Origin of the sequence: Klebsiella michiganensis (genome assembly GCF_015139575.1) — a bacterium.
In the GTDB taxonomy this organism is placed as follows: domain Bacteria; phylum Pseudomonadota; class Gammaproteobacteria; order Enterobacterales; family Enterobacteriaceae; genus Klebsiella; species Klebsiella michiganensis.
In genome coordinates this window covers 2,227,597-2,252,650 of the sequence record NZ_AP022547.1, presented here as the reverse complement: position 1 = coordinate 2,252,650, position 25,054 = coordinate 2,227,597, and the positions used below count along the sequence as shown (strand labels likewise).

22 protein-coding genes, 1 pseudogene and 1 riboswitch are annotated in these 25,054 nt (G+C 55.3%); of the genes and pseudogenes, 11 read left to right on the top strand and 12 right to left on the bottom strand.

Going from position 1 to position 25,054, the window contains the following annotated elements:
* Positions 1 to 107: 107 nt before the first annotated feature.
* Both sdaA and JLG71_RS10670 read left to right on the top strand, forming a co-directional pair.
* Positions 108 to 1,472, top strand: coding sequence for an L-serine ammonia-lyase (gene sdaA / locus JLG71_RS10675; RefSeq protein ID WP_014229814.1), 1,365 nt, complete (start codon positions 108 to 110; stop codon positions 1,470 to 1,472).
* Between the two features lie 131 nt (positions 1,473 to 1,603).
* Entirely contained in the window at positions 1,604 to 3,169 is a 1,566-nt protein-coding gene (locus JLG71_RS10670) for an EAL domain-containing protein (RefSeq protein WP_064391889.1), read from the top strand.
* A 38-nt stretch (positions 3,170 to 3,207) separates the two neighbouring features.
* Here the strand turns inward: JLG71_RS10670 and yoaE are convergent, their stop codons facing one another.
* On the bottom strand, positions 3,208 to 4,767 hold the full coding sequence (gene yoaE, locus JLG71_RS10665; protein ID WP_004852040.1) for a CNNM family cation transport protein YoaE: 1,560 nt from the start codon (positions 4,765 to 4,767) through the stop codon (positions 3,208 to 3,210).
* Positions 4,768 to 5,213: 446 nt separating this feature from the next.
* Here yoaE and manX point away from each other — a divergent pair, with 446 nt between their 5' ends.
* The 5 genes from manX to mntP all read left to right on the top strand — a co-directional run bounded on the left by manX (position 5,214) and on the right by mntP (position 9,410).
* Positions 5,214 to 6,182 carry a PTS mannose transporter subunit IIAB gene (gene manX / locus JLG71_RS10660; RefSeq protein ID WP_004103303.1) on the top strand — a complete coding sequence of 323 codons (969 nt, stop codon included), beginning with the start codon at positions 5,214 to 5,216 and terminating at the stop codon, positions 6,180 to 6,182.
* Between the two features lie 60 nt (positions 6,183 to 6,242).
* Positions 6,243 to 7,043 (top strand): PTS mannose transporter subunit IIC, encoded by an 801-nt coding sequence (gene manY / locus JLG71_RS10655; protein WP_004103305.1) that lies wholly within the window; start codon positions 6,243 to 6,245, stop codon positions 7,041 to 7,043.
* 12 nt (positions 7,044 to 7,055) lie between these two features.
* Positions 7,056 to 7,907, top strand: a complete 852-nt coding sequence (locus JLG71_RS10650) for a PTS mannose transporter subunit IID (RefSeq protein WP_004103307.1) — start codon at positions 7,056 to 7,058, stop codon at positions 7,905 to 7,907.
* 53 nt (positions 7,908 to 7,960) lie between these two features.
* Entirely contained in the window at positions 7,961 to 8,419 is a 459-nt protein-coding gene (locus JLG71_RS10645) for a DUF986 family protein (protein ID WP_200914200.1), read from the top strand.
* A gap of 198 nt (positions 8,420 to 8,617) precedes the next feature.
* A riboswitch (yybP-ykoY riboswitch) is annotated at positions 8,618 to 8,773 on the top strand.
* Between the two features lie 70 nt (positions 8,774 to 8,843).
* Entirely contained in the window at positions 8,844 to 9,410 is a 567-nt protein-coding gene (gene mntP, locus JLG71_RS10640; RefSeq protein ID WP_014229818.1) for a manganese efflux pump MntP, read from the top strand.
* A gap of 3 nt (positions 9,411 to 9,413) precedes the next feature.
* Here the strand turns inward: mntP and rlmA are convergent, their stop codons facing one another.
* The 6 genes and pseudogenes from rlmA to mgrB all read right to left on the bottom strand — a co-directional run bounded on the left by rlmA (position 9,414) and on the right by mgrB (position 13,690).
* On the bottom strand, positions 9,414 to 10,208 hold the full coding sequence (gene rlmA / locus JLG71_RS10635; protein WP_014838813.1) for a 23S rRNA (guanine(745)-N(1))-methyltransferase: 795 nt from the start codon (positions 10,206 to 10,208) through the stop codon (positions 9,414 to 9,416).
* Positions 10,209 to 10,268: 60 nt separating this feature from the next.
* Positions 10,269 to 12,014 (bottom strand): peptidoglycan glycosyltransferase FtsI, encoded by a 1,746-nt coding sequence (gene ftsI, locus JLG71_RS10630; protein ID WP_116279948.1) that lies wholly within the window; start codon positions 12,012 to 12,014, stop codon positions 10,269 to 10,271.
* Positions 12,015 to 12,203: 189 nt separating this feature from the next.
* Entirely contained in the window at positions 12,204 to 12,413 is a 210-nt protein-coding gene (cspE, locus tag JLG71_RS10625) for a transcription antiterminator/RNA stability regulator CspE (protein ID WP_001062678.1), read from the bottom strand.
* A 12-nt stretch (positions 12,414 to 12,425) separates the two neighbouring features.
* Positions 12,426 to 12,571 (bottom strand): annotated as a pseudogene (locus JLG71_RS10620) (DUF2627 domain-containing protein).
* Positions 12,572 to 13,181: 610 nt separating this feature from the next.
* On the bottom strand, positions 13,182 to 13,472 hold the full coding sequence (locus JLG71_RS10615) for a YebO family protein (RefSeq protein WP_004103312.1): 291 nt from the start codon (positions 13,470 to 13,472) through the stop codon (positions 13,182 to 13,184).
* A gap of 74 nt (positions 13,473 to 13,546) precedes the next feature.
* A complete protein-coding gene (gene mgrB / locus JLG71_RS10610) occupies positions 13,547 to 13,690 on the bottom strand; it encodes a PhoP/PhoQ regulator MgrB (protein WP_002911375.1) in 144 nt (47 codons plus the stop codon).
* 159 nt (positions 13,691 to 13,849) lie between these two features.
* Between mgrB and JLG71_RS10605 the strand changes: the two genes are divergently transcribed.
* The gene (locus JLG71_RS10605) at positions 13,850 to 14,089 is read left to right on the top strand and encodes a YobH family protein (protein WP_004122000.1); all 240 of its coding nucleotides are present in this window, start codon (positions 13,850 to 13,852) and stop codon (positions 14,087 to 14,089) included.
* Positions 14,090 to 14,133: 44 nt separating this feature from the next.
* On the opposite strand, the gene kdgR is transcribed toward JLG71_RS10605, so the two are convergent.
* Positions 14,134 to 14,925, bottom strand: a complete 792-nt coding sequence (kdgR, locus tag JLG71_RS10600) for a DNA-binding transcriptional regulator KdgR (protein ID WP_004103314.1) — start codon at positions 14,923 to 14,925, stop codon at positions 14,134 to 14,136.
* Between the two features lie 177 nt (positions 14,926 to 15,102).
* Between kdgR and JLG71_RS10595 the strand changes: the two genes are divergently transcribed.
* A complete protein-coding gene (locus tag JLG71_RS10595) occupies positions 15,103 to 16,476 on the top strand; it encodes an MFS transporter (RefSeq protein ID WP_048261011.1) in 1,374 nt (457 codons plus the stop codon).
* 72 nt (positions 16,477 to 16,548) lie between these two features.
* Here the strand turns inward: JLG71_RS10595 and htpX are convergent, their stop codons facing one another.
* The 4 genes from htpX to JLG71_RS10575 all read right to left on the bottom strand — a co-directional run bounded on the left by htpX (position 16,549) and on the right by JLG71_RS10575 (position 21,013).
* Entirely contained in the window at positions 16,549 to 17,430 is an 882-nt protein-coding gene (gene htpX, locus JLG71_RS10590) for a protease HtpX (RefSeq protein WP_014229823.1), read from the bottom strand.
* A 236-nt stretch (positions 17,431 to 17,666) separates the two neighbouring features.
* Entirely contained in the window at positions 17,667 to 19,715 is a 2,049-nt protein-coding gene (prc, locus tag JLG71_RS10585) for a carboxy terminal-processing peptidase (protein ID WP_200914198.1), read from the bottom strand.
* Positions 19,716 to 19,734: 19 nt separating this feature from the next.
* A complete protein-coding gene (proQ, locus tag JLG71_RS10580; RefSeq protein ID WP_004852059.1) occupies positions 19,735 to 20,418 on the bottom strand; it encodes an RNA chaperone ProQ in 684 nt (227 codons plus the stop codon).
* Between the two features lie 97 nt (positions 20,419 to 20,515).
* Entirely contained in the window at positions 20,516 to 21,013 is a 498-nt protein-coding gene (locus JLG71_RS10575; protein ID WP_014229825.1) for a GAF domain-containing protein, read from the bottom strand.
* Positions 21,014 to 21,145: 132 nt separating this feature from the next.
* Between JLG71_RS10575 and yebS the strand changes: the two genes are divergently transcribed.
* Both yebS and JLG71_RS10565 read left to right on the top strand, forming a co-directional pair.
* Positions 21,146 to 22,429, top strand: coding sequence for a membrane integrity lipid transport subunit YebS (gene yebS / locus JLG71_RS10570; protein ID WP_025106140.1), 1,284 nt, complete (start codon positions 21,146 to 21,148; stop codon positions 22,427 to 22,429).
* Entirely contained in the window at positions 22,398 to 25,031 is a 2,634-nt protein-coding gene (locus tag JLG71_RS10565; RefSeq protein WP_025106139.1) for a PqiB family protein, read from the top strand. The genes yebS and JLG71_RS10565 overlap by 32 nt, the downstream gene beginning before the upstream one ends.
* Positions 25,032 to 25,054: the final 23 nt, after the last annotated feature.

The following is a 25,054-nucleotide window of genomic DNA, read 5'->3' as shown; positions in this document are numbered from 1 at the left end:
AGTTTAATTCATGTGAATAGATAAGCTGATGACCCGGTTCCCTCTTACACTATGCGCAGTGATTACATCGTTGTCGCACCCGCGACAACCCTGTCAGGAGTGTTAGCGTGATTAGTATATTCGACATGTTCAAGGTGGGGATCGGCCCCTCATCTTCCCATACTGTAGGGCCGATGAAGGCCGGTAAACAGTTCGTCGATGACCTGGTCGAAAAGGGATTGCTTAATGAAGTGACGCGCGTGGCGGTTGACGTCTACGGCTCACTGTCATTAACCGGCAAAGGCCACCATACGGATATCGCCATTATTATGGGACTGGCGGGCAATCAGCCCGATACGGTCGATATTGACGCGATACCGGCATTTATCCGCGACGTTGAAACGCGCGGTCGCCTGCTGCTGGCCCAGGGGCAGCATGAAGTCGATTTCCCGCAGAATGACGGCATGCGTTTTCGCAGCGACAACCTGCCGCTGCATGAAAACGGCATGACCATTCATGCCTGGGCTGGCGAGAAAGAAATCTACAGCAAAACCTATTACTCCATCGGCGGCGGTTTTATCGTCGATGAAGAGCATTTCGGCAAAGAGAGCGCCAGCGAACTCGCCGTACCCTATCCGTTTAAATCCGCTCAGGAAATGCTGGGCTACTGCAAAGAGACCGGCATGTCGCTCTCCGGCATGGTGATGCAGAATGAGCTGGCGCTGCACAGCAAAAAAGAGATTGAAGACTATTTTGCCAATATCTGGCAGACCATGCGCGCCTGTATCGATCGCGGAATGAATACCGAAGGCGTTCTGCCCGGCCCGCTGCGCGTGCCTCGTCGCGCCTCGGCGCTGCGGCGGATGCTGGTTGCCAGCGATAAACTCTCCCACGATCCGATGAACGTGGTGGACTGGGTCAACATGTTCGCGCTGGCGGTCAACGAAGAAAACGCCGCCGGTGGCCGCGTGGTGACGGCACCGACGAACGGCGCCTGCGGCATCGTACCGGCGGTGCTGGCTTACTACGACCACTTTATCGAGTCCGTCAGCCCGGATATCTATATTCGTTACTTCCTGGCGTCAGGGGCTATCGGCACGCTGTATAAAATGAACGCGTCCATTTCCGGCGCGGAGGTGGGCTGTCAGGGCGAAGTGGGCGTGGCCTGCTCGATGGCCGCTGCGGGCCTGGCGGAAATCCTTGGCGCCAGCCCCGAGCAGGTCTGCGTGGCGGCGGAAATCGGCATGGAGCACAACCTTGGCCTCACCTGCGACCCGGTGGCCGGCCAGGTACAGGTGCCGTGCATCGAACGTAACGCCATTGCCTCCGTCAAAGCGATCAACGCCAGCCGGATGGCCATGCGCCGCACCAGCGAGCCGCGCGTCTCGCTCGATAAAGTCATTGAGACCATGTACGAGACCGGTAAAGACATGAACGCCAAATACCGGGAAACGTCGCGCGGCGGCCTGGCGATTAAAGTTCAGTGCGACTAATCCGTGTCCTACAGAATGCGCCCCCGGGCGCATTCTTCTTTTTCCACGCTATATTATTATCTGCGCCCACTACACTTGCTCTATAACGGCTGTTACTCTCATTAACACTTTTAGCCGACAGGGCGTCGCGCATGCAGACTGCACAAAAAGTTATCACAACCTACCGCAGGAAACGTATCCTGGTTTGCTTGCTGGTCGCGCTACTGACCCTGACGACAACATTAGTGATACGATTTATTTCGCAGCGTAGCTTAAATCAGCAGCGCGTCCAGCTCAGCACCAATAAAATGGTGGCCGCGATGGATAATATTCTGCGGCCCCTGGCGGCCCAGCACGCCACGCTGCTGCAACTTGTGAACCATCCCTGTCAGGACGTCCACCTCACGTTACGTAAGCTGGCGGCATCGCTGCAAACGGTACGTTCCATCGCGCTGGTCCAGTCTGACCTGCTCTATTGCTCGAGTATTTTTGGCCAACGAAATATTCCGGTTCACCAGTTACAGCCGGCGCTCCCCGCCAATCACGCCCTGCTCACCTTCAGCTACGACGCATCGCTGCTTAAAGGGACGCCGGTGCTTATCCAGTGGTATCCCGCTTCGCTTAGCGGCGCCGACGGCGTGCTGCTGGTGATCAATATCGAGCTGCTGGGCGAGTTAATTTTTAACGCAAAATCGCCATTAATTACCGGCATTGGCCTCAGCATTGGCGATAAAAGCTTTATTAGCGGTTCCGGGCTGATTAAACAGGAATCCTTGCCGGGCGAGCAAATCATCTACCGCCAGTCGTCGACGCAGTTTCCCTTCACCATTAACGTCAGCGGGCCGGGCGCCTCAGCGGTCGCCCTCAATGAGCTACCGGCCGAACTGCCGCTGGCGCTGATAATCAGCCTGTTAATGACCGGCATCGCCTGGCTGGCGACCGCGGGAAGAATGAGCTTTTCCCGGGAAATTAATCTCGGTATTGCCGCCCACGAGTTCACGCTTTGGTGCCAGCCCCTGCAGGACTTGCGCACCCGTCAGTGCTGCGGCGTGGAGATACTGCTGCGGTGGAATAATCCACGCAGAGGCGCTATTTCGCCGGATGTGTTTATCCCCATAGCCGAAGGTTATAATCTGATCGTTCCCCTCACCCGCTATGTCATCTCCCAGACGGCCCACAAATTAGCCCTTTTTCCGCAGGACAAACATTTTCACATCAGCATCAACGTCGCCGCCCGCCATTTCGCTAACGGCGAACTGCTGCGCGATCTGCATCACTACTGGTTCAGCGCCCATCCGGTACAGCAGCTGGTGGTGGAGCTCACCGAACGCGACGTACTTCAGGATGGCGACCACCATATGGCCGAGCATCTTCATTTCAAAGGGGTGCAGCTGGCTATCGATGATTTCGGCACCGGCAACAGCTCCCTTTCCTGGCTGGAAAAGCTGCGTCCTGATGTATTGAAGATCGATAAATCCTTCACCAGCGCAATTGGGATTGATAGCGTCAACGCAACGGTGACCGACATGATCATTGCTCTCGCCCATCGGCTGAAGATTGTGACGGTCGCGGAAGGCGTAGAGACCCGGGATCAGGAAGAGTATCTGCGCGGCAACGGCGTCGATTTATTGCAGGGATTTTACTACGCCCGGCCGATGCCGGTAGAGGACTTTCCGCAGTGGCTGGCGGCGGAAAAGCGTCGGGAGCTGAACGCTTAAAAATGCCCGTCGGCCCGAGGGCCGACGGGCATCAGCCGTTACTCTTCTTCGTCGTTATACTGTCGCAGCTTGACGACGCGTACCAGATCGACGCGATAGTCGTTGGCTTCAACAATCGTGAACTGCAGAGGTGATAGCTCAAGCACGTCGCCCGGACGCGGAATATGGCCGTTGACGGCAATCACCAGGCCGGCAACCGTGGCAATATCTTCGTCCTCATCAACCAGATCGTCTACCCCCAACGCCTGCTGCAACGCATGCACGTCGGTTGAACCTTTCACCAGCCAGCCGTCGCCGTCGATGACAATTTCCGGCGTTTCGTCAGCGTCCGGGAACTCGCCGGCAATCGCCTCCAGTACGTCCAGCGGCGTAACCAGCCCCTGTACGACGCCAAACTCGTTAGTCACGATGACAAAGCTACCGCGGGCGCGGCGCAGCACGCCCAGCAGATTGATCGGGTCCAGCGTTTCCGGGACCACAATCGCCGGCGAGGCGGAAGCCAGAGCGGCAACATTGTCACCCGCTTCCAGCGCCACCAGCATCTCTTTCGCCCGCACGATACCGATGATTTCATCCAGCTCGCCGCGGCAGACCGGGAACAGGCTGTGCGGTGAAGAGAGCAGCTGACGGCGAATTTCCTCTTCGCTTTGCTCGGCGTTTACCCAGCTAATTTCCCCGCGCGGGGTCATAATGCTGCGCAACGAACGCTGGGCCAGGGTCAGCACGCCGTTAATCATATAGCGTTCTTCTTCCGCAAACGCGCCTTCGGGGATCGGCACGACGGACGCGCTATCGCTATCATGCGCCGCGGCGCTTTGCTTACGCCCGCCCATCAGACGGAGGATCGCATCGGCAGTGCGCGCGCGCAGAGGCAGGGTCGATTGATGACGAATAAAGTTACGGCGCGCAATCTGGTTAAAGAACTCGATGGTTATCGAGAAGCCAATCGCGGCGTACAGGTAACCTTTCGGTATATGGAAACCAAAACCTTCAGCCACCAGGCTCAGGCCGATCATCAGCAGGAAGCTCAGACAGAGCACTACCACCGTCGGATGCTGGTTGACAAAATTAGTCAACGGCTTCGAAGCCAGCAGCATCACCGCCATCGCGATCACCACCGCCGCCATCATCACCGGCAGGTGGTTAACCATCCCGACCGCGGTAATCACGGCGTCCAGCGAGAACACGGCGTCCAGTACCACGATTTGTAGTACCACCACCCAGAAGCTGGCATAGCCTTTACCATGACCGGAGTCATGCTGGCGGTTCTCCAGCCGTTCATGCAGTTCGGTGGTCGCCTTAAACAGCAGGAATATCCCCCCGAGCAGCATGATCAGATCGCGTCCGGAAAACGAGAAATCGGCAACGCTGAAAAGCGGTTTCGTCAGGGTCACCATCCACGAAATAACCGACAGCAGACCCAGGCGCATAAACAGCGCCAGCGAGAGGCCGATCAGGCGCGCCTTGTCCCGCTGCTTTGGCGGCAGCTTGTCGGCAAGGATGGCGATAAACACCAGGTTGTCGATACCCAGTACGATTTCAAGGACGACAAGCGTCAGCAAACCGGCCCAAATAGAGGGATCCATTAAGAATTCCATGAGCAGCTCCAGTTAACGACAGGCGTAGTCATCGCTGTGTCATGCACAGACGAGACACTTGTTGCTGGTGAAAAGACGTAGCAGGTGGCGGCGGCAAACGCGTGCCGGAAGGTGAAAAGACGTCGGTGACGGTCCATATAGCGGGCTATGCCCTATACTCCTGAGTAATTAAACGGAACGTAAACATAGCAAAATATAGAGCATAATTGGAAAAAATTTACCTGTCTTTGCAATAGCTAAGACTATTTTTTGCGCTGCAAAATAATTACCAACAGATGCATAATTAGCGGAGCTTCATCACATTAATTATTTTTTCACTGTCTAAAATAATTCGCTGTAGTAATTACTTTATATCTTACACCCTTACTGAATCGATTTTGTTCGCAAGAGTGATTCAGGATGTATCAGAACAGATGATGCATTCACGATTATAAAGGAGGTAGCAAGTGACGATTGCTATTGTAATAGGCACACATGGTTGGGCTGCAGAACAGCTGTTAAAAACGGCAGAAATGCTGCTGGGCGAACAGGAAAACGTAGGCTGGATTGATTTCGTCCCTGGCGAAAACGCAGAAACGTTAATCGAAAAGTACAACGCTCAGTTGGCAAAGCTGGATACAGCAAAAGGCGTGTTATTTCTCGTCGATACATGGGGAGGCAGCCCGTTTAACGCGGCCAGCCGCATTGTCGTCGATAAAGAACATTATGAAGTCATCGCGGGCGTTAATATTCCGATGCTGGTCGAAACGCTGATGGCGCGTGACGACAACCCGTCGTTCGATGAGCTGGTTGCCCTGGCGGTAGAAACCGGTCGCGAAGGCGTTAAGGCGCTGAAAGCGAAGCCGGTGGAAAAGGCCGCCCCTGCTCCGGTTCAGGCTGCTGCACCGAAAGCGGCTGCGCCATTGAAGCCAATGGGTCCAAACGACTACATGGTTATCGGACTTGCGCGTATCGATGACCGTTTAATCCACGGCCAGGTCGCCACTCGCTGGACTAAAGAAACCAACGTTTCCCGCATTATCGTCGTCAGCGACGAAGTTGCGGCGGATACCGTACGTAAAACGCTGCTGACTCAGGTTGCTCCTCCGGGCGTTACCGCCCACGTTGTAGACGTCGCGAAAATGATCCGCGTCTATAACAACCCCAAATACGCAGGCGAGCGCATTATGCTGCTGTTCACTAACCCAACGGACGTTGAACGCGTGGTTGAAGGCGGTGTGAAAATCACCAGCGTCAACATCGGTGGCATGGCTTTCCGCCAGGGTAAAACGCAGGTGAACAACGCCATTTCGGTCGATGAGAAAGATATCGAAGCGTTCAAAAAGCTGAATGCCCGCGGTATCGAACTGGAGGCCCGCAAAGTTTCCACCGACCAGAAACTGAAAATGATGGATCTGATCGCCAAGGTGAAATAAGTCACCCCGCGGATCGCAACGCAATTTTCAACTTAAGACTTAATCAACAGGAGAAGTACAATGGAGATTACCTTTCTTCAGATTGTGCTGGTGTTCATCGTCGCGTGTATTGCGGGTATGGAGTCGGTACTTGATGAATTTCAGTTCCACCGTCCTCTGGTGGCCTGTACGCTGATTGGCGCCGTTCTCGGGGATATGAAAACCGGTATTATTATCGGTGGTACCCTGGAAATGATCGCCCTGGGCTGGATGAACATCGGTGCGGCCGTTGCGCCGGATGCCGCCCTTGCTTCCATCATCTCTACCGTTCTGGTTATCGCCGGCCATCAAAGCATCGGTGCCGGTATCGCGCTGGCAATCCCGCTGGCAGCGGCAGGCCAGGTTTTGACCATTATCGTCCGTACCATCACCGTTGCCTTCCAGCACGCGGCGGATAAGGCCGCGGAGAATGGAAACCTGACGGCCATATCCTGGCTACACGTTTCATCGCTGTTCCTGCAGGCCATGCGTATCGCTATCCCTGCCGTTATCGTGGCGATTTCCGTCGGCACCAGCGAAGTACAGGGTATGCTGAACGCCATTCCAGAAGTGGTTACCGGCGGTCTGAACATCGCGGGCGGCATGATCGTGGTCGTCGGTTACGCGATGGTCATCAACATGATGCGCGCAGGCTACCTGATGCCGTTCTTCTACCTGGGCTTTGTGACCGCCGCGTTCACCGATTTCAACCTGGTTGCTCTGGGTGTAATTGGTACCGTGATGGCGGTGCTCTACATCCAGCTGAGCCCGAAATACAACCGCGTAGCGGGTGCGCCTGTGCAGGCTGCTGGTAATAACGATCTCGACAACGAACTGGACTAACAGGTGAGCGAAATGGTTGATATGACTAAAAATACCACCGAGAAAAAACTGACTCAGAGTGATATTCGTGGCGTGTTCATTCGTTCTAACCTGTTCCAGGGTTCATGGAACTTCGAACGTATGCAGGCGCTGGGCTTCTGCTTCTCCATGGTGCCGGCTATTCGTCGCCTGTATCCGGAGAACAACGATGCGCGTAAACAGGCGATTAAACGTCACCTTGAGTTCTTTAACACCCATCCCTACGTTGCGGCGCCGGTTCTCGGCGTAACGCTGGCGATGGAAGAGCAGCGTGCTAACGGCGCAGAGATCGACGATGGTGCTATCAACGGTATCAAAGTTGGTCTGATGGGCCCGCTGGCCGGCGTGGGCGACCCTATCTTCTGGGGTACCGTTCGTCCGGTGTTCGCCGCGCTGGGCGCAGGTATCGCCATGAGCGGCAGTCTGCTCGGGCCTCTGCTGTTCTTTATCCTGTTTAACGCGGTGCGTCTGCTGACCCGTTATTACGGCGTAGCGTACGGTTACCGTAAAGGTATCGATATCGTTAAAGATATGGGCGGCGGCTTCCTGCAGAAACTGACCGAGGGGGCGTCAATTCTCGGCCTGTTTGTCATGGGGGCATTGGTTAACAAGTGGACGCACGTGAACATCCCGCTGGTGGTTTCCACCATCACCGGTCAGGATGGCCAGACGCGCGTAACCACCGTGCAGACTATCCTTGACCAGCTGATGCCGGGCCTGGTGCCGCTGCTGCTGACCTTCGCCTGTATGTGGCTGCTGCGCAAGAAAGTTAACGCCCTGTGGATCATCGTTGGCTTCTTCGTCATCGGTATCGCGGGCTACGCTGTCGGCCTGCTGGGCCAGTAATCTACACGCTGTGCGCCGGGGGCTTGCCCCCGGCTTTTTTATTTGGAGGATGGATGACAATCACGGACCTGGTGTTAATCCTGTTTATTCTCGTTCTGCTCGCGTTTGCGATTTACGATCAGTTCATCATGCCGCGCCGCAATGGCCCCGTTTTGCTGGCTATCCCCCTGCTCCGCCGCAATCGCGTCGATGGCATTATCTTCGTCGGCCTCATTGCTATCCTGATTTATAACAATATTGCCAGCCAGGGCGAACTTATCACCACCTGGCTATTATCTGCCCTGGCCTTGATGGGGTTATATCTTTTCTGGATCCGTTCACCCAAAATCATCTTCAAAAAAGAAGGCTTTTTTTTCGCCAATATCTGGATCGAATATAAGCGTATTAAAGAGATGAATTTATCGGAAGATGGCGTGCTGGTTATGCAATTAGAGCAGCGTCGCCTGCTAATTCGCGTACAAAATATCGACGACCTGGAAAAAATATACAAATTTCTCATTTCAACTCAATGAGTTACAAATATAGCCTGCGCTATATTTTGTCATTCCCCGGCGAATGGAATATAGCCGCGGCTATATTCCATTCGTTTAATTCGCCGATATTTATTAACGAATTATTCACTTCTAAATTTAAATGAAAATCGTTATCATTTGGTTAGCAAAATAACCTGACTCTGTTATTGTTTTATATTCTAAAATTATGTTAAGGTTGCGCCCGTCGTTGGGGAGTAGCCAATTTTCTGCCTGCCAGAAAATGTACGTGTCAACATACTCGTTGCAAAACGTGGCACGTACGGGTTGAAGAAGAACGTCTTCAATCAGGCGAGACCATAGACGCATCGCTGCTGTACGCGGCGCCTCATCTTCAGGATGGGCTGCGTATTTTTACTGGGGGCGGCGATGTGTCATATGGATTATCCCCGGTCAGGACGCTCTCATGAATGTATCCGCTACAATTCTTCTTGCCTTCGGCATGTCCATGGACGCCTTCGCGGCCTCTATTGGCAAAGGCGCCACTCTCCATAAACCTAAATTTTCTGAAGCCCTGCGCACGGGTCTTATCTTTGGCGCTATCGAAACGCTCACGCCGCTGGTCGGTTGGGGAATGGGGATGCTTGCCAGCCAGTTTGTTCTTGAGTGGAACCACTGGATTGCCTTTGTGCTGCTGGTGTTTCTCGGCGGTCGAATGGTTATCGAAGGGTTTCGCGGCGGCAACGACGACGACTGCGAAACTCCGCGACGCCACGGTTTCTGGCTGCTGGTGACCACCGCATTCGCTACCAGCCTTGACGCCATGGCCGTCGGCGTTGGCCTGGCGTTTCTGCAGGTCAACATTATCGCCACCGCGCTGGCTATCGGCTGCGCCACGCTGATAATGTCGACGCTCGGTATGATGGTGGGACGTTTTATCGGCCCGCTGCTCGGCAAACGGGCGGAAATCCTCGGCGGTATCGTGCTGATTGGCATCGGCGCCCAGATCCTCTGGAGCCATTTCGCCGGCTGATCCTCAGGCGTCGCGCTGCCAGCAGTGAATGGCAAAATCGGTCTGGCAGTCAAATCCCACCTGTTGACGCAGCGCTTCCCGAACCGGCGGCTTAGCCCGCCACGCAAACGGCGTCATTTGCAGTAAAGCTTCCGCCTCGCTGCCGTTAAGCTGCATCGGATAGGCCAGCTGCTGCTGGTGACGTAGCGTAAACCCTGCCATCTCTTCCGCGTTCTGCTCGTGCAAACGCACTTCGTCGTATATCAACCCTTTCAGCTCCATCAGGTGACGAGGCCCCGGCGTCGCGGTGATGACCCAGCCGCCGGGGCGGACAACGCGCGCCAGCTCAACGGCATTGCAGGGGGCGTAAATACGTACTATCGCATCCAGGCTTGCATCCTCAAACGGTAAACGCTGGCTGGAGGCGACGCAAAAGTTGACCTGCGGGTACCGTTTTGCCGCCGCGCGGATAGCGGATTTCGACACGTCCAGACCCCAGCTGCGGCTGGCGATGGCGGCAAAAGCGTGGGTGTAGTAGCCTTCCCCGCAGCCGATGTCCAGTAAATCGGTCGGCGCGAAGGTGTGCAGATAAGCGCAGATCGCGTCGCGAAGCGGCTGATAATGACCCGCATCGAGAAACGCCCGCCGGGCCTGCATCATTTCAGCGCTGTCGCCCGGATCGCGGGAGCGCTTAAACTGCACCGGCAGTAAATTGACGTACCCTTCCTTCGCCAGATCGAACTGATGCCGCTGCGGGCAGATAAAGCTATTATCGCGGCGCTCAAGCGGCGCGTGGCAAAGTGGGCAACTGTAAGACATGGCAACTCCGGTGTGCTGAAAGGGCGAAAGTGTAGCGCTATTCGCCCCTCCAGGCCACCGTTACAGCGCAGGCGGCAGCACGCCGTCATGATGCATGACGATCAGGTTTTCAGAACCCTGCGGCATCCCATCTGGCATCACGTTTTCCAGGCGCAGTACATCGCCCATGATCTGGCTGAATACCGGCGCCGACACTGCTCCACCGTAATACGAACCGTTGCTGGGGTCGTTCATCACCACTACCAGCGCAAATTTTGGGTTACTGGCGGGCGCCACCCCTGCGGTGTAGGCCACGTATTTGTCGATATATTTCCCGTCAGGGCCAATTTTCTTGGCGGTACCGGTTTTTACCGCCACCCGATAGTCGCGCACCGCCGCTTTTGTGCCCCCGCCGCCCGGCAAGGCAACGCTCTCCATCATATGTTCGACTTCATGCACAATCTGCTCCGGCATCACTCGGGTGCCCATGACCGGCGGATCGATACGCGTGATCGATAGCGGACGCTCAATACCGTAGCTGCCAATAGTTGCGTAAACGTGCGCCAGCTGGAGCGGCGTAACCATCAGGCCGTAGCCGAAGGCGAATGTCGCCCGGTCCAGCTGTCCCCAGTAGCGACGCTGCGGCATCAGCCCGGCGCTTTCACCGGTTAATCCCAGACCGGTAGAGTCGCCGAAACCGAACGCTTTATAGGTATCGATAAGATGTTGAATCGGCATGGCCAGCGACAAATGTGAAACGCCGGTATCGCTGGATTTTTGCAGAATGCCGGTGAGGGACAGCTCAGGGTAGTAACCGACGTCGCGAATACGATGACCGTCGAGGGTAAACGGATGGGTATCCACCACGCTATCCGGCTGAACAATGCCCTGCTGGAGCGCGGTCATCAGCACCAGCGGCTTAACCGTCGACCCCGGCTCGAAAGTATCGCTAATCGCGCGATTGCGGAAATCATCCAGCTTCGCGTCATCGCGATTGTTAGGGTTGAAATCGGGGTAGCTGGCCATCGACAGGATTTCCCCGGTATCAATTTTAATTAATACCGCCGCCCCTGATTCCGCTTTGTTCCAGCGCACGGCGTTATCCAGCGCGTCCTCGGTCACCGTTTGCAGACGCTCATCGATACTGAGCTGCAAATTGTGGGCCGGGACCGCCGGGACTTCGGTGATATTTTCGATGACGTTGCCGTGCCGGTCTTTGCGCACCAGGCGACGCCCGGGCTGACCGGTTAGCTGGGCATTAAAGCTTTTCTCTACCCCCTCGATTCCTTGATTATCGATATTGGTAAAGCCCAGCAGATTAGCCGCAACGTGCCCCGCGGGATAAAAACGACGCGACTCATCGCGCAGATTAATCCCCGGCAGGTGCAGCTTGTCGATCCACTCCGCCTGCTCCGGGTTTATCTGGCGCGCCAGATAGAGAAAACGCGCATGAGGATGCGCCTCCACGCGATGGGCAAGCTCGCTAAGGTTGAGGTGTAAAGCTTGCGCCATCGCCTGCCAGCGCGGGCCATATCCGACGCCGCCTTTTGCGAGAGTTGTTTGCGGATCGATCCAGATGGCGCTCACCGGCACGCTAACCGCCAGCGGGCGGCCCTCGCGATCGCTAATCATGCCGCGCTGCACGTCGATAGGCTCTTCGCGCAAGGAGCGCATATCTTCTTGTTTAACCAAATTGTCGGGAGAGACAATTTGCAGCCAGCCTACCCGGGCCAGCAGCAGACCCATACAGCAAAGAATGGCCACGCATAACAACCCAAACCGCAGAGGGGTAAAGTTGGCGGCTGACTTAAGTTTGTTCTTTTGCACCTTAGCTCCATCATTATTTTGCAACCACCTGATTTAACAGATATATACAAAACAGGTTGCTAAACAGTGCTAATAAGGATGTTGTTTTGCAACAAAGCGCAACAGAGGGAGGAAAAATGACATGATTTGCAATAAAGACTAAAAAGCCCCGCGGCTGCGAGGCTTTCTTACAAGATTCAGTGGTCTAAATCAGATAGCAGTTACGTTAACTGCAGCTGGACCTTTCTGGCCGTCCTGAATTTCGAACTCAACGTTCTGGCCTTCAGCCAGAGTTTTGAAGCCGTTACCCTGGATAGCGGAGAAGTGCACGAACACATCTTTGCTGCCATCAGCCGGAGTAATGAAGCCAAAACCTTTAGACTCGTTGAACCACTTAACTTGACCTTTAATCTTTGCCATTTGCAAAATTCCTTAGACTGTTTTCTTCGCCCGTGGGGCACTTACATAGATAAAACTGACACATGACTGCATGAGGCACTAATATAAGGTTCGGCAGAGAAGCGGTATTCAACGACAACGTGTTTACTCAGGACTTCTTTACTGAAAATGCCACACATAAACAGAACTGTACCTCGTTTAACCCGAAACGTGTTATCACATACTACGTAAATAATGGCAAGCCATTTTTAGACGGCTCTCGATCGCTCGCACAAATTATAAGGGAATCATTTGATCACCTGCACATTTATGCGACTTTGCTTCCTCTGGCTTATCCTTCTCCCTCCGCGCTGGCGCCGCTGAGACGGCCCCCTGCCTGGGAGTTTATCCGCCATTGCTCAATGACTTCAGCTTGCCGGGCCCCGCGTAGAGCCAAGCTGCCAATTTTAGGGGGAGTCAGAAAGCATTGCATAAAGATGCATTTAAAAGCTCATATCGATAGTTGAAAAATTGCTTTACAGGCCCATGGCATAATATCGAAGCGCGTTAATTGAAGTACTTAAAATATTGTCTATACTTCATCGCAATAATGAACGCCTGATGACAGTCAGGTCTTTCCTGTTCTTTTATTTGATGAATTAAACAAACTAATTAAAGAGAGCATAAACGCGCCGCCTCCGCTTGCCGGTGGGCAGGTTTACGTTCGGAAGAGAATTTATCGATAAGGATACGTTATACACCGGGGGAGATACAGGCGCACACCGTCACGATGTACACCTGACAATCAGATTAGCGCTCTGCGACCAGACGAATGAAGTCGTCGTCGCCTTTCCCCTTCTCGGCGATGGAAGGTTCTGCGGCACTCTCCTTCTCTGGCTCATTGGCCTCGCAGAGACGGCGCAGCAGCGCGTTTTGCCGCTTTTGCTGATCCAGCAGCGCCTGCAGCAGCGCTATCTGCTCATTAGCGCGCGAGCTGGCGCGATTAACAAAAAACCATAACAACAGGCCGACAAGCAACAGCACAACTGAAAGCGCCACGGATGCCAGGCTTACAATCCCAGGATTTAGTAACTCACTCATTTCACCACCTCAAAGAGAAGGCGTTTATTCTACCACCCGCGCGGCAGAAGAAAATCAGTCATATTAAAAATGTCTTACCAGGGAATAAATTTATTGATAGTGCAGATGCCGCTGAAGAACTGTACATCCTGATCGCACATTACGTTAAGCATCTGAGTCCATAGCAGTAAACAACCTGCGATGATGACTATCAGCAAAACCCAGCGTAATTTTTTCACTCCACACTCCGCATCAGTACCAGATGTCGCCAGGATAACATGACCTTCTTAAACCGCGGCTAACTGTAATACGAAAGGCAAGTTTAGGAATCATAGACTTGTTTCAAACGATGTTCATGCCAGAATGGACGCAAGGATAATACAAATAATGAGGCAACAATGCGATTGATCATTCGTACCATTGTGGTGCTGGCTATCTTGTGGATTGGCGTATTATTAAGCGGCTACGGCGTATTAATGGGCAGCAGTGAGAATGCCGGGGGGCTGGGATTGCAGTGTAAATATCTCACGGCTCGCGGCATCAGTACCGCACAATATGTTCATTCCAGCAGCGGTATTATCGGCATTACCGATTGCCCTATCCTGCGAAAAAGCGCCACGGTTGTTGATAACGGCTAGTCACGATCGGGCTACAGACGCTGTAGCCCGATTTACGCACAAGGTCAGAACGGATAATCGTTGTAGCCCATCTGTTCTGAAATTTTACGCGCCGCCGTGTGCAGCATCGCCACGTACTCGTTCAGGCGCTCTTCCGAGAAACGCAGCGTCGGGAAAGAGATACTCAGGCCCGCGATAACCACGCCGAAGCGGTCGAAAACCGGAACCCCGATGCAGCGCAGCCCCTCTTCCTGCTCTTCGTTATCTTCGCCATACCCCTGCTCGCGGACCTTATCGAGAACCGCCAGCAGCTCTTCGGTGCTGGTGATAGTTCGGTCGGTGCTGCGTTTGTACTCCACCCCTTCCAGAATCTGCTCAACCTCGGCACGATCGCGCCAGGCCAGCAGCACTTTACCGATCGCGGTGCTGTACAGCGGGTTACGACGCCCGATGCGCGAATACATGCGCAAATTGTACATTGAGTCGATTTTGTGGATGTAAACAATACTGTCTTCATCCAGGGCGCCCAGGTGGACGGTCTCTTTTGTCAGGCGTGAAAGCTCGCGCATCTGAATATCAGCGCTGCGCACCAAATCAACGTTCTGCAAAGCCCGCGCGCCAAGTTCGAAGAGTTTCAGGGTCAGAGAATATTTCTCGGACTCACCTTCCTGAGCTACGTATCCCAGCGATTTCATGGTCTGCAAAAAGCGATAAACGGTGCTTTTTGACATCATGACGCGCTGGGACAGTTCGGTAATGCCAATTTCACGCTCTTCGCCAAGCGCCTGCAGAATGCCAAAAACCTTCAATACCGAAGAGACAGAATCTGGCTGTTTATCCAAATCTGCAACTGCCATTTATCACCTCATCGCAACTGTTTTATAAAAATTAGAACCGGTTTTTATTATAAATTCGCATCCCGTTACCCGCAATCGTTCTTCTGCCGATTCGTTACAAATCTGCGACATGCCGCTGAATAATCAATGCTAAAATTATTAACCAGTTAATAGTTCCCGATAAGATACAGACTTCACATGGATAAAAACATCTCCGATGGGCTGCCTTTACCGCAGCGTTACGGCGCCATTCTGACCATTGTATTAGGCCTGGCGATGGCGGTGCTGGACGGCGCTATCGCCAACGTCGCCCTGCCGACCATCGCCAGCGATTTAAACGCATCCCCGGCCTCTTCAATCTGGATAGTTAATGCCTACCAAATCGCTATCGTTATCGCGCTGCTGCCGCTCTCTTTCCTCGGCGATATGGTCGGCTACCGGCGTATTTATAAAATCGGCCTGGTGCTTTTTACCTTTACCTCACTGGCCTGCGCGCTCTCCAGAAGCCTCGAAATGCTGACCCTGGCGCGCGTGGCGCAGGGGCTCGGCGGCGCGGCGCTGATGAGCGTTAACACCGCGCTGATTCGCCTGATTTATCCTCAGCGCTTTCTCGGCCGCGGGATGGGGATCAACTCTTTCGTGGTGGCCGTCTCCTCCGCAGCGGGGCCGACCATCGCCGCCGCGATTCTCTCAATGGCTTCATGGCAATGGCTGTTTCTGATTAACGTTCCGCTGGGGATTATTTCACTGCTTCTCGCGATGCGCTATCTGCCTGCTAACACCGGCCGCAGCAAGGTCACCCGCTTCGACCTGCCGAGCGCCATCATGAATGCCCTCACTTTTGGCTTACTGATTACCGCCCTCGGCGGGTTCGCTCAGGGTCAGTCAGGCGCGCTGGTTGCGGCGGAGGTTATGGCCATGCTGGTCGTCGGGTTCTTTTTTGTCCGCCGCCAGCTCAAAATGCCGGTCCCCCTGCTGCCGGTTGACCTGCTGCGCATTCCGCTATTCTCTCTGTCAATTTGTACGTCGATATGCTCTTTTTGCGCCCAGATGCTGGCGATGGTTTCGCTGCCGTTCTTCCTGCAGTCAATGATGGGGCGTAGCGAGGTGGAAACCGGTCTGCTCCTGACGCCGTGGCCCCTGGCCACTATGGTCATGGCGCCGCTGGCGGGATATTTGATTGAGAAAGTTCACGCCGGGCTGCTGGGCGCGATGGGTCTAATCATCATGGCCTGCGGCCTGTTCGGCCTGGCTTTACTGCCCTCCGCGCCGTCGGACCTGGATATTATCTGGCGAATGGCGCTCTGCGGCGCGGGCTTTGGCCTGTTCCAGTCCCCCAACAATCACACCATCGTCTCGTCAGCGCCGGCTCATCGCAGCGGCGGCGCAAGCGGCATGCTGGGGACCGCGCGCCTGCTTGGACAGAGCACTGGCGCCGCGCTGGTGGCGCTGCTGTTTAACCTGCTGGGCAATAGCGGAACCCACACCGCCCTTTTGCTGGCCGGAACGTTTGCCGTCGTCGCGGCCGCGGTCAGCGGGCTACGCGTCACGCAGCCGCGCGTCAGGCTGTAACGCAAAAACCGGCATAAAAAAATCCGCAGCCCGAAGGTTGCGGATTTTTGTTTTCAGGGCCAGGCGCGACGGTTATTTCAGGTATTCGCCGCTGCGCAGGGCTTCAATACGTTTATCCAGCGGCGGGTGAGTCATAAACAGCTCGCTCATGGATTTCGCTTTGCCGTTAATGCAGAACGCCATCATGCTGCTGGCCTCCTGCGGCTCATAGCTGGTTTTCAGCCGCTGCAGCGCGGCGATCATTTTCTCACGCCCTACCAGCTTCGCTGAACCGGCGTCCGCATGGAACTCGCGGTAGCGGGAGAACCACATGGTGATGATGCTGGCCAGAATACCAAATACCAGCTCCAGCACCGTGGCGACCGCAAAGTAGATCAGCGGGTTGCCGTTGCTGCTTTCACCTTCATCGCGGTTGCCGCCGAGGAAGCCCGCCGCAATCTGCGCGATAACGCGCGAGATAAAGATAACGAAGGTGTTCACTACCCCCTGGATCAGCGTCATGGTGACCATATCACCGTTGGCGATGTGGCTAATCTCATGGGCGATAACCGCTTCCGCTTCATCACGGCTCATGTTCTGCAGCAGCCCGGTACTGACCGCCACCAGCGACGCATCGCGGCGCGCGCCGGTCGCGAAGGCGTTAATATCCGGCGCATGGTAGATAGCGACCTGCGGCATAGCGATACCCGCCTGGCGCGCCTGCTGCGCGACGGTATTCATCAGCCAGCGCTCGGTTTCGTTACGCGGCTGCTCAATGACTTCCCCACCCACCGATTTCAGCGCCATCCATTTCGACATCAGCAGCGAAACGATTGAGCCGCCGAAACCAAACAACAGGGCCATGATCAGCAGCCCGGTCATGCTGCTTGACTGAATTCCCGTCAGGCTCAGCACCAGCCCGAACACCACCATCACTGCCAGGTTGGTCAGCAGGAAAAGCGCGATTCGCATCATAATTTTCTTTTAACCTCGATTTAACAAAACGCACTATGCGATTACCCACATGGTATGGGTAGAACGCCAATTTTCAACCATCAGGCCCCGCTAAGTCACGAGAAAGACACAACTTTACATTTTGTAGCATATTGCTGACGCTGGGCAAAAGCGTTGACATTTTGTTGAAATCAGGCAATGAACGTTGGGAAAGGCGAGAAAGAAAACGGGCACAACTTAGTGTGCCCGTTGGGGGATTATTTACTGGCCGGAGGCTCGACCGCTGGCCGATCCTTTTCCTCATGGGCCAGGTCGAGCGCAATATGAACCGTTTCATCAAGATACGGGTCAGGCTCCTGGTAATCCTTCGGCAGATCTTCCAGTTTTTTCAGTAGCGGCTTGCCTTCGCGTTTCAGGCGATCGTTAACGCGGGCCAGACGAATTGCATCATCTTCTTCATTCTCCTTTTCACGCTGCGCGTAATTCAGGGAGACGATGTTGCGTTTGTCTTTAATCGCGTTATAGCGAGCAATGTCCTTCATGATGTACTGGAACTCAGGATCCTTGGCGATACGCGCATCGTGGCGCTTCAGCAGCTCGGGTCCGAACGGCGTCAGGTCACCATACTTCACGAAGGTTGCCGCATTGACGCTATCCCACGGCAGCGCGTTATCTTCATACTGCTCGCCGGTTTCACGCTCTTCGGTTCCGGTCGGCATCATGATGTCCGGCGTCACACCCTTGCGCTGAGTACTCCCGCCGTTAATACGGTAGAATTTCTGGATGGTGTACTGTACGGACCCCAGCGCCGGCCAGTCAGGGCGCAGCATCTGATCGTAAATGCGGTTCAGCGAACGATACTGCTGGACGGTCCCCTTGCCAAAGGTCGGCTCACCGACGATCAGTGCGCGGCCATAATCCTGCATCGCGGCGGCGAAAATTTCAGAAGCCGAGGCGCTGAAACGGTCGACCAGCACCACCAGCGGGCCTTTGTAGTACACCACGCCGTCGGTATCGCTGTCTTCACGCACCTTACCGTTATTATCGCGAACCTGGACAACCGGGCCGGATGGAATAAACAGGCCAGAAAGCGAAACCGCTTCGGTCAGCGCCCCGCCGCCGTTGCTGCGCAGATCGATAACGATGCTGCTAACGTTCTGTTTCTCCAGTTTCTGCAGCTGAACCTTGACGTCGTCCGTCAGGCCAACATAGAAACCCGGAATATCCAGCACGCCAACCTTCTCTTTGCCGACGGTTTTGACTGACATCTTAACCGCGCGGTCTTCAAGACGAATGCGTTCGCGCGTAAGGGTCACAATCCGCGTTTTCGCGCCTTTACCCGCCGGGAGAATTTCCAGACGAACCTTGCTGCCCTTGGGACCTTTGATCAGCGCCACGACATCATCAAGACGCCAGCCGATGACATCAACCATGCCTTTACCCGGCTGGCCAACGCCAACGATACGGTCGCCCACGCTGATGGATTTACTCTTCGCCGCAGGACCACCGGCCACCAGTGAGTTGATCACCGTGTAGTCGTCATCCATCTGCAGTACCGCGCCGATACCTTCGAGAGACAGGCTCATTTCGGTGTTGAACTGTTCGGTATTGCGCGGAGAGAGATAGTTCGTATGCGGGTCGATTTCACGCGCAAAGGCGGTCATCGCCAGCGAGAAAACGTCTTCGCTATTGGTTTGCGCCAGACGGCGAATGGCAAACTTGTAGCGACGGGTTAGGGTCTCGCGAATCTCTTTATCATCTTTGCCAGCCAGCTTGAGGCTGAGCTGATCAAACTTCACCTTGGCATCCCACAGCGCATTCAGCTCGGCCTCATCTTTCGGCCAAGGAGACTTGCTGCGGTCAAGGTTGAAGTTGTCATTGCCGGTAAAGTCCATCGGACGTTCCAGCACTTTCAATGCATATTGATAACGCTCAAATCGACGCTTCTGCGCCAGGTTATACAGGTCGTAAAAAACGTCCAGCTTCCCGCTGCGCAGCTCATCGCCGATTTGATTCTTTTTCGCGGCAAACTGGGCCACGTCGCTGGCTAACAGCACGTTATGGCTGTAGTCGAGCAGGTTCAGGTAGCGATCGAAAATTTTTGCCGAAAAGGCATTATCAAGATCGAACTGCCGGTAGTGAGAGCGGGTAAAGCGCGATGTGACGCGCTCGCTCACCGTCGCGTGCTGCGGCTCTTCTTTCAGCACGGGGATTTGATCGATCCGGGTGATATCGTCCACGGCGAACGACTGGCCTGCGATTACCAGCAGGCCCGCCAACGCGGTGAGCTTAAAGAATTTGTTCATGCCTGGCCCGGCCTCCGTTTCAGAACACCAGGTGTTCTGCGCGTACAATCATTGACATACCAGAAGTCAGCTGTACACGAACGCCATCTTTGGTGATTTCCAGGACGGTGGCGTCCATTGCATTATTGCCTGCTTTCACCTTCAGTGCCTGGCCAACGGTCAATACAGACACATCTGATACAGGGGTATGACGCTCTTCGCGCGGCGCTTTGGCTGCTGCTGCCGGGCGAGGTTTACGCTGCTCAGCGCCGTCTTTACGACGCGCCTGAGGCTGAGGACGCGGTTTACGCTCGCGACGTGCCCCCTCTTCCGGCTGGCCTGCTGCGGCAGCGGCTTCGCGTTTTTTGGCCTGCTGCGCTTCGCGCTGCGCCTGGACGCGGGCTTTTGCTTCTTCAAGCTGCTGACGGGCATGAGCGACGTGCTGCTCTTCCAGTTCGCCGCACGGGTTGCCATCAAGGTCAACGCGGACTGCGCCAGGCTTAACGCCGTACAGGTAGCGCCAGCTCGAAGTATAAAGACGCAAAGCAGCGCGAAGTTGGGTTTTGCTGAGATTCATCTCTCCGCCAACGCGCTCAACGAGATCCTGAAAAATACCGACTTTCAGGGGGCGAGCTTCGCCTTCAGCGCTAAAACACTGAGGGAAACGTTCGGCCAGAAACGCAATGACTTCTTTACTGCTATTCAACTTAGGTTGATTTTCCATGAAATTTCCTGATTACAACGGACGTAGCCAACAAGCCGCAGGCATGAACAGGCGTCATTATAATGACGTCATCGGTAAATGCTACGTTATCCGTTGATTATCCTGCGACGCGGGTGAATATTTTTTGATAATCAGTCGCAGAAATGAGTTTTTCCAGATGCGCGACCAGTTCTGCCAGTCCCTGCTCATCTTCAGCGGTGAAGCGGGAATGCGCCGTGCTATCGATATCCAGGACGCCGATAGTTTGATTGTTCACCCGTAACGGGAAGACAATTTCCGAATTACTGGCGGCGTCACAGGCGATGTGCCCATCAAACGCGTGAACATCCTCTACCCGCTGCACGCGATTCTGCGCGACGGCAGTCCCGCATACGCCGCGTCCGACCGGAATCCGCACGCAGGCCAGCTTGCCCTGGAACGGGCCAAGCACCAGCGTGTCACCTTCCAGAAGATAGAAACCGGCCCAGTTCACGTCGGTCAGCCGCTCGAACAGCAGCGCGCTGGTATTTGAAATCATCGCCAGAAAACTGGTTTCGCCTGCCATTAACGCCTGAAAATCGCGGTTCAAATCCGCGTAGAATTCTGATTTGTTCATTATTTGGTCGCTTAGTTGTCTTACTACCTTACACTTACAGCCTAATAAAATAAGCTTTAAATGCATTCATGCTCAAGATGAATTCATTCCTGAGTTAAGATAGAGAGATACACTCATTTCTGTAAGCTATAAATGCCACTAAAAACACCCAGGATTACGCCAGCAAAAAAAATGGTCGTCTACTCGGTCAGCGCCCCCGTTGAGCACGCTCACTATCAGCGCTGTCCGCAGTGCGACCTGCTGTTTCGTTTACCGGTCCTAAAAAAGAATCAAAGCGCCTGGTGTCCCCGCTGCAACGCCAAAGTGCGCGATGGCCGCGACTGGTCGCTTACCCGGCTGGGCAGCATGGCAATCGCGATGCTGCTGCTGATGCCTTTTGCCTGGAGCGAACCGCTGCTGCGTTTGCATCTGCTGGGCGTGCGTATCGACGCTAACGTCCTTCAGGGCATCTGGCAAATGACCGGCCAGGGCGATCCGCTCACGGCGGCGATGGTGCTATTTTGCGCGGTCGTGGCGCCGGTGCTGCTGGTGGTCTCAATCGCCTATCTGTGGCTGGGCAACGTGCTGGGCATGAATCTGCGCCCGATACTGCTGATGCTGGAGCGGCTCAAAGAGTGGGTGATGCTGGATATTTACCTGGTCGGCATCGGCGTCGCCTCCATTAAGGTGCAGGATTACGCCTTCCTGCAGCCGGGCATCGGGCTTATCGCCTATATCTCCCTCACCCTGCTCAGTATCCTGACGCTTATCCATATGAACGTTGAGGAGCTCTGGGAGCGTTTTTACCCCCAGCGCCCGGCGCTGCGGCCGGATGAAAACCTGCAGGTTTGCCTCGGCTGCCATTATACCGGCCATCGCGATTCGCGCGGCCGCTGCCGTCGCTGCCACACTCCCCTGCGCCACAGACGCCGCCAGAGCCTGCAAAAGAGCTGGGCTGCGCTGATTGCGTCAATGGTTTTCCTGCTGCCTGCCAACCTGCTGCCGATCTCGATTATCTACGTCAACGGCGCGCGTCAGGATGACACCATCCTTTCCGGCATCATGTCGCTGGCCAGCAGCAACGTCGCTATCGCCGGCGTCGTGTTCATCGCCAGTATTCTGGTCCCATTCACCAAAGTAATTGTATTGTTTACGCTGCTGGTCAGCATACAATTCAAGTGTGAACAGGGATTACGTACCCGCATCCTGCTACTGCGGCTGATTACCTGGATCGGCCGCTGGTCTATGTTGGATCTTTTTGTCATCGCATTAACCATGTCGCTGATCAACCGCGATCAGCTCCTCGCGTTTACGATGGGGCCCGCCGCGGTCTATTTTGGCGCCGCGGTAATATTAACTATCCTTGCTGTTGAATGGCTGGACAGCCGCTTACTTTGGGACGCACATGAGTCAGGAAACGCCCGCTTCGCCGACTGAAGCCAAAATTAAAACTAAACGCCGTATCTCGCCATTTTGGCTGCTGCCGGTCATCGCGCTGCTGATTGCCGGCTGGCTGATATGGACCAGCTACCAGGATCGCGGTACGACGATCGTTATCGACTTCCAGTCCGCTAACGGTATCGTTCCTGGCCGCACGCCTATCCGCTATCAGGGGGTAGAAGTCGGTACGGTGGAGAACATCTCGCTGAGTAAAGATCTGAGCAAAATTGAGGTTTCCGCCAGCGTCAAGGGCGATATGAAAGATGCGCTGCGCAAGGAGACGCAGTTCTGGCTGGTGACGCCGAAAGCCTCGCTTGCTGGCGTGTCCGGCCTGGATGCGCTGGTGGGCGGTAACTATATCGGCATGATGCCCGGCCAGGGCGAGCCCGAGGATCACTTTGTCGCCCTCGATACCCAGCCGAAGTACCACATCAATAACGGCGAGCTGATGATTCATCTCAAGTCAGCGGATTTGGGTTCGTTAACCAGCGGCTCGCTGGTCTACTTCCGTAAGATTCCGGTCGGCCGGGTATATGACTACGCCATTAATCCGAACAATCAGGGCGTCACCATTGATGTGCTGATCGAGCGGCGTTTCACTAACCTGGTGAAAAAAGAGAGCCGTTTCTGGAACGTATCCGGCGTGAAGGCGGACGTCAGCCTGAGCGGAGCGAAAGTCCAGCTGGACAGCCTCTCGGCGCTGGTGAACGGCGCTATCGCCTTTGATTCCCCGGATGATTCTCCACAGGCTCAGCAAAACACGGACTATCACTTATACGAAGACCTGGCGCACAGCCAGCGCGGCGTGGTGGTTAAACTGGATCTCCCGGATGGCGCAGGCTTAAAAGCGGGCTCTACGCCGCTGATGTACCAGGGCCTGGAGGTCGGCCAGCTCAGTAAGCTGAATCTCAACGGCGACGGGAAAGTGACCGGCGAAATGACCGTCGACCCGAGCGTCGTCAGCCTGCTGCGCGAGAAGACGCTGATTCAGATGAAGAAGCCAAAAATCTCGCTGGATAACCCCAGCGTCAGCGCCCTGCTGACCGGCACCACCTTCGAGCTGGTCCCCGGCGAGGGTGAACCCCGCAACCAGTTTGCGGTGCTGCCTGCCGATAAATCCATTCTGGAAGAACCGGATGTCGCGACCGTCACGCTCACCGCGCCGGAAAGCTACGGCATCGACGCCGGGCAGCCGCTGATTCTGCACGGCGTGCAGATTGGCCAGGTTCTGGAACGCAAGCTGAACGCCGATGGCGTCACGTTCCAGGTGGCGGTGATGCCGGAGTACCGTTCTCTGGTACGCGGCGATAGCAAATTCGTGGTCAACAGCCGCATCGACGTTAAAGTCGGCATCGATGGCGTGGAGTTCCTCGGGGCCAGCGCCAGCGAATGGGTCAGCGGCGGGATCCGCGTTATCCCGGGCGACAAAGGGGCGATGCAAAGCCGCTATCCGCTGTACGCGAACCAGGAAAAGGCGCTGGAAAACAGTATGAGCGATCTGCCGACCACCACGCTTACGCTCTCAGCCGAGACGCTGCCGGACGTGCAGGCAGGCTCCGTGGTGCTGTACCGTAAATTTGCGGTCGGGGAAATCATCACCGTGCAGCCGCGCAAGAACGCCTTTGAGATCAATATCCATATCAAGCCGGAATATCGCCATCTGCTGACCAGCAACAGCGTGTTCTGGGCCGAGGGCGGCGCGAAAGTGCAGCTTAACGGCAGCGGCCTGACGGTACAGGCATCCCCGCTCTCCCGCGCGCTGAAGGGCGCGATTAGCTTTGATAACCTCAGCGGCGCCAGCGCCAGCGCGCGGATCGATAACAAACGCGTGCTGTATGCGTCAGAAACCGCCGCCCGCGCGGTGGGTGGGCAGATAACCCTGCACGCCTTCGACGCCGGTAAAATCGCCGAAGGGATGCCAATTCGCTACCTGGGGATTGATATTGGCCAGATCCAGTCGCTGAATTTAATTACCGCGAAAAACGAAGTGCAGGCGAAAGCGGTTCTCTACCCGGAATACGTCAATACCTTTGCCCGCGCCGGGACGCGTTTCTCGGTGATTACGCCGCAGATATCCGCGGCGGGCGTTGAACATCTGGATACCCTTTTCCAGGCCTATATCAACGTCGAGCCGGGACGCGGTGCGCCGCGCCGTGATTTCGAAATTCAGGAAACCACGATCAGCGATTCACGTTATATCGACGGCCTGAGCATTATCGTCGAAGTACCGGAAGCGGGTTCGCTGGGTATCGGCACGCCGGTGCTATTCCGCGGGCTCGAAGTCGGCACGGTGACCGGTCTGATGCTCGGTTCGATGTCGGATCGCGTGATGGTACAGCTGCGTATCAGCAAGCGTTATCAGTATCTGGTGCGCAACAACTCGGTATTCTGGCTGGCTTCCGGCTATAGCCTCGACTTTGGCCTGATTGGCGGGGTGGTGAAAACCGGTACCTTTAATCAGTTCATTCGCGGCGGCATCGCGTTTGCGACGCCTCCGGGTACGCCGCTGGCGCCGAAAGCGCAGGATGGCAAACACTTCCTGCTGCTGGAGAGCGAACCGAAAGAGTGGCGCGAATGGGGCACCGCCCTGCCGCGCTAAGCATAACAGGCTCCGGTGTCCGC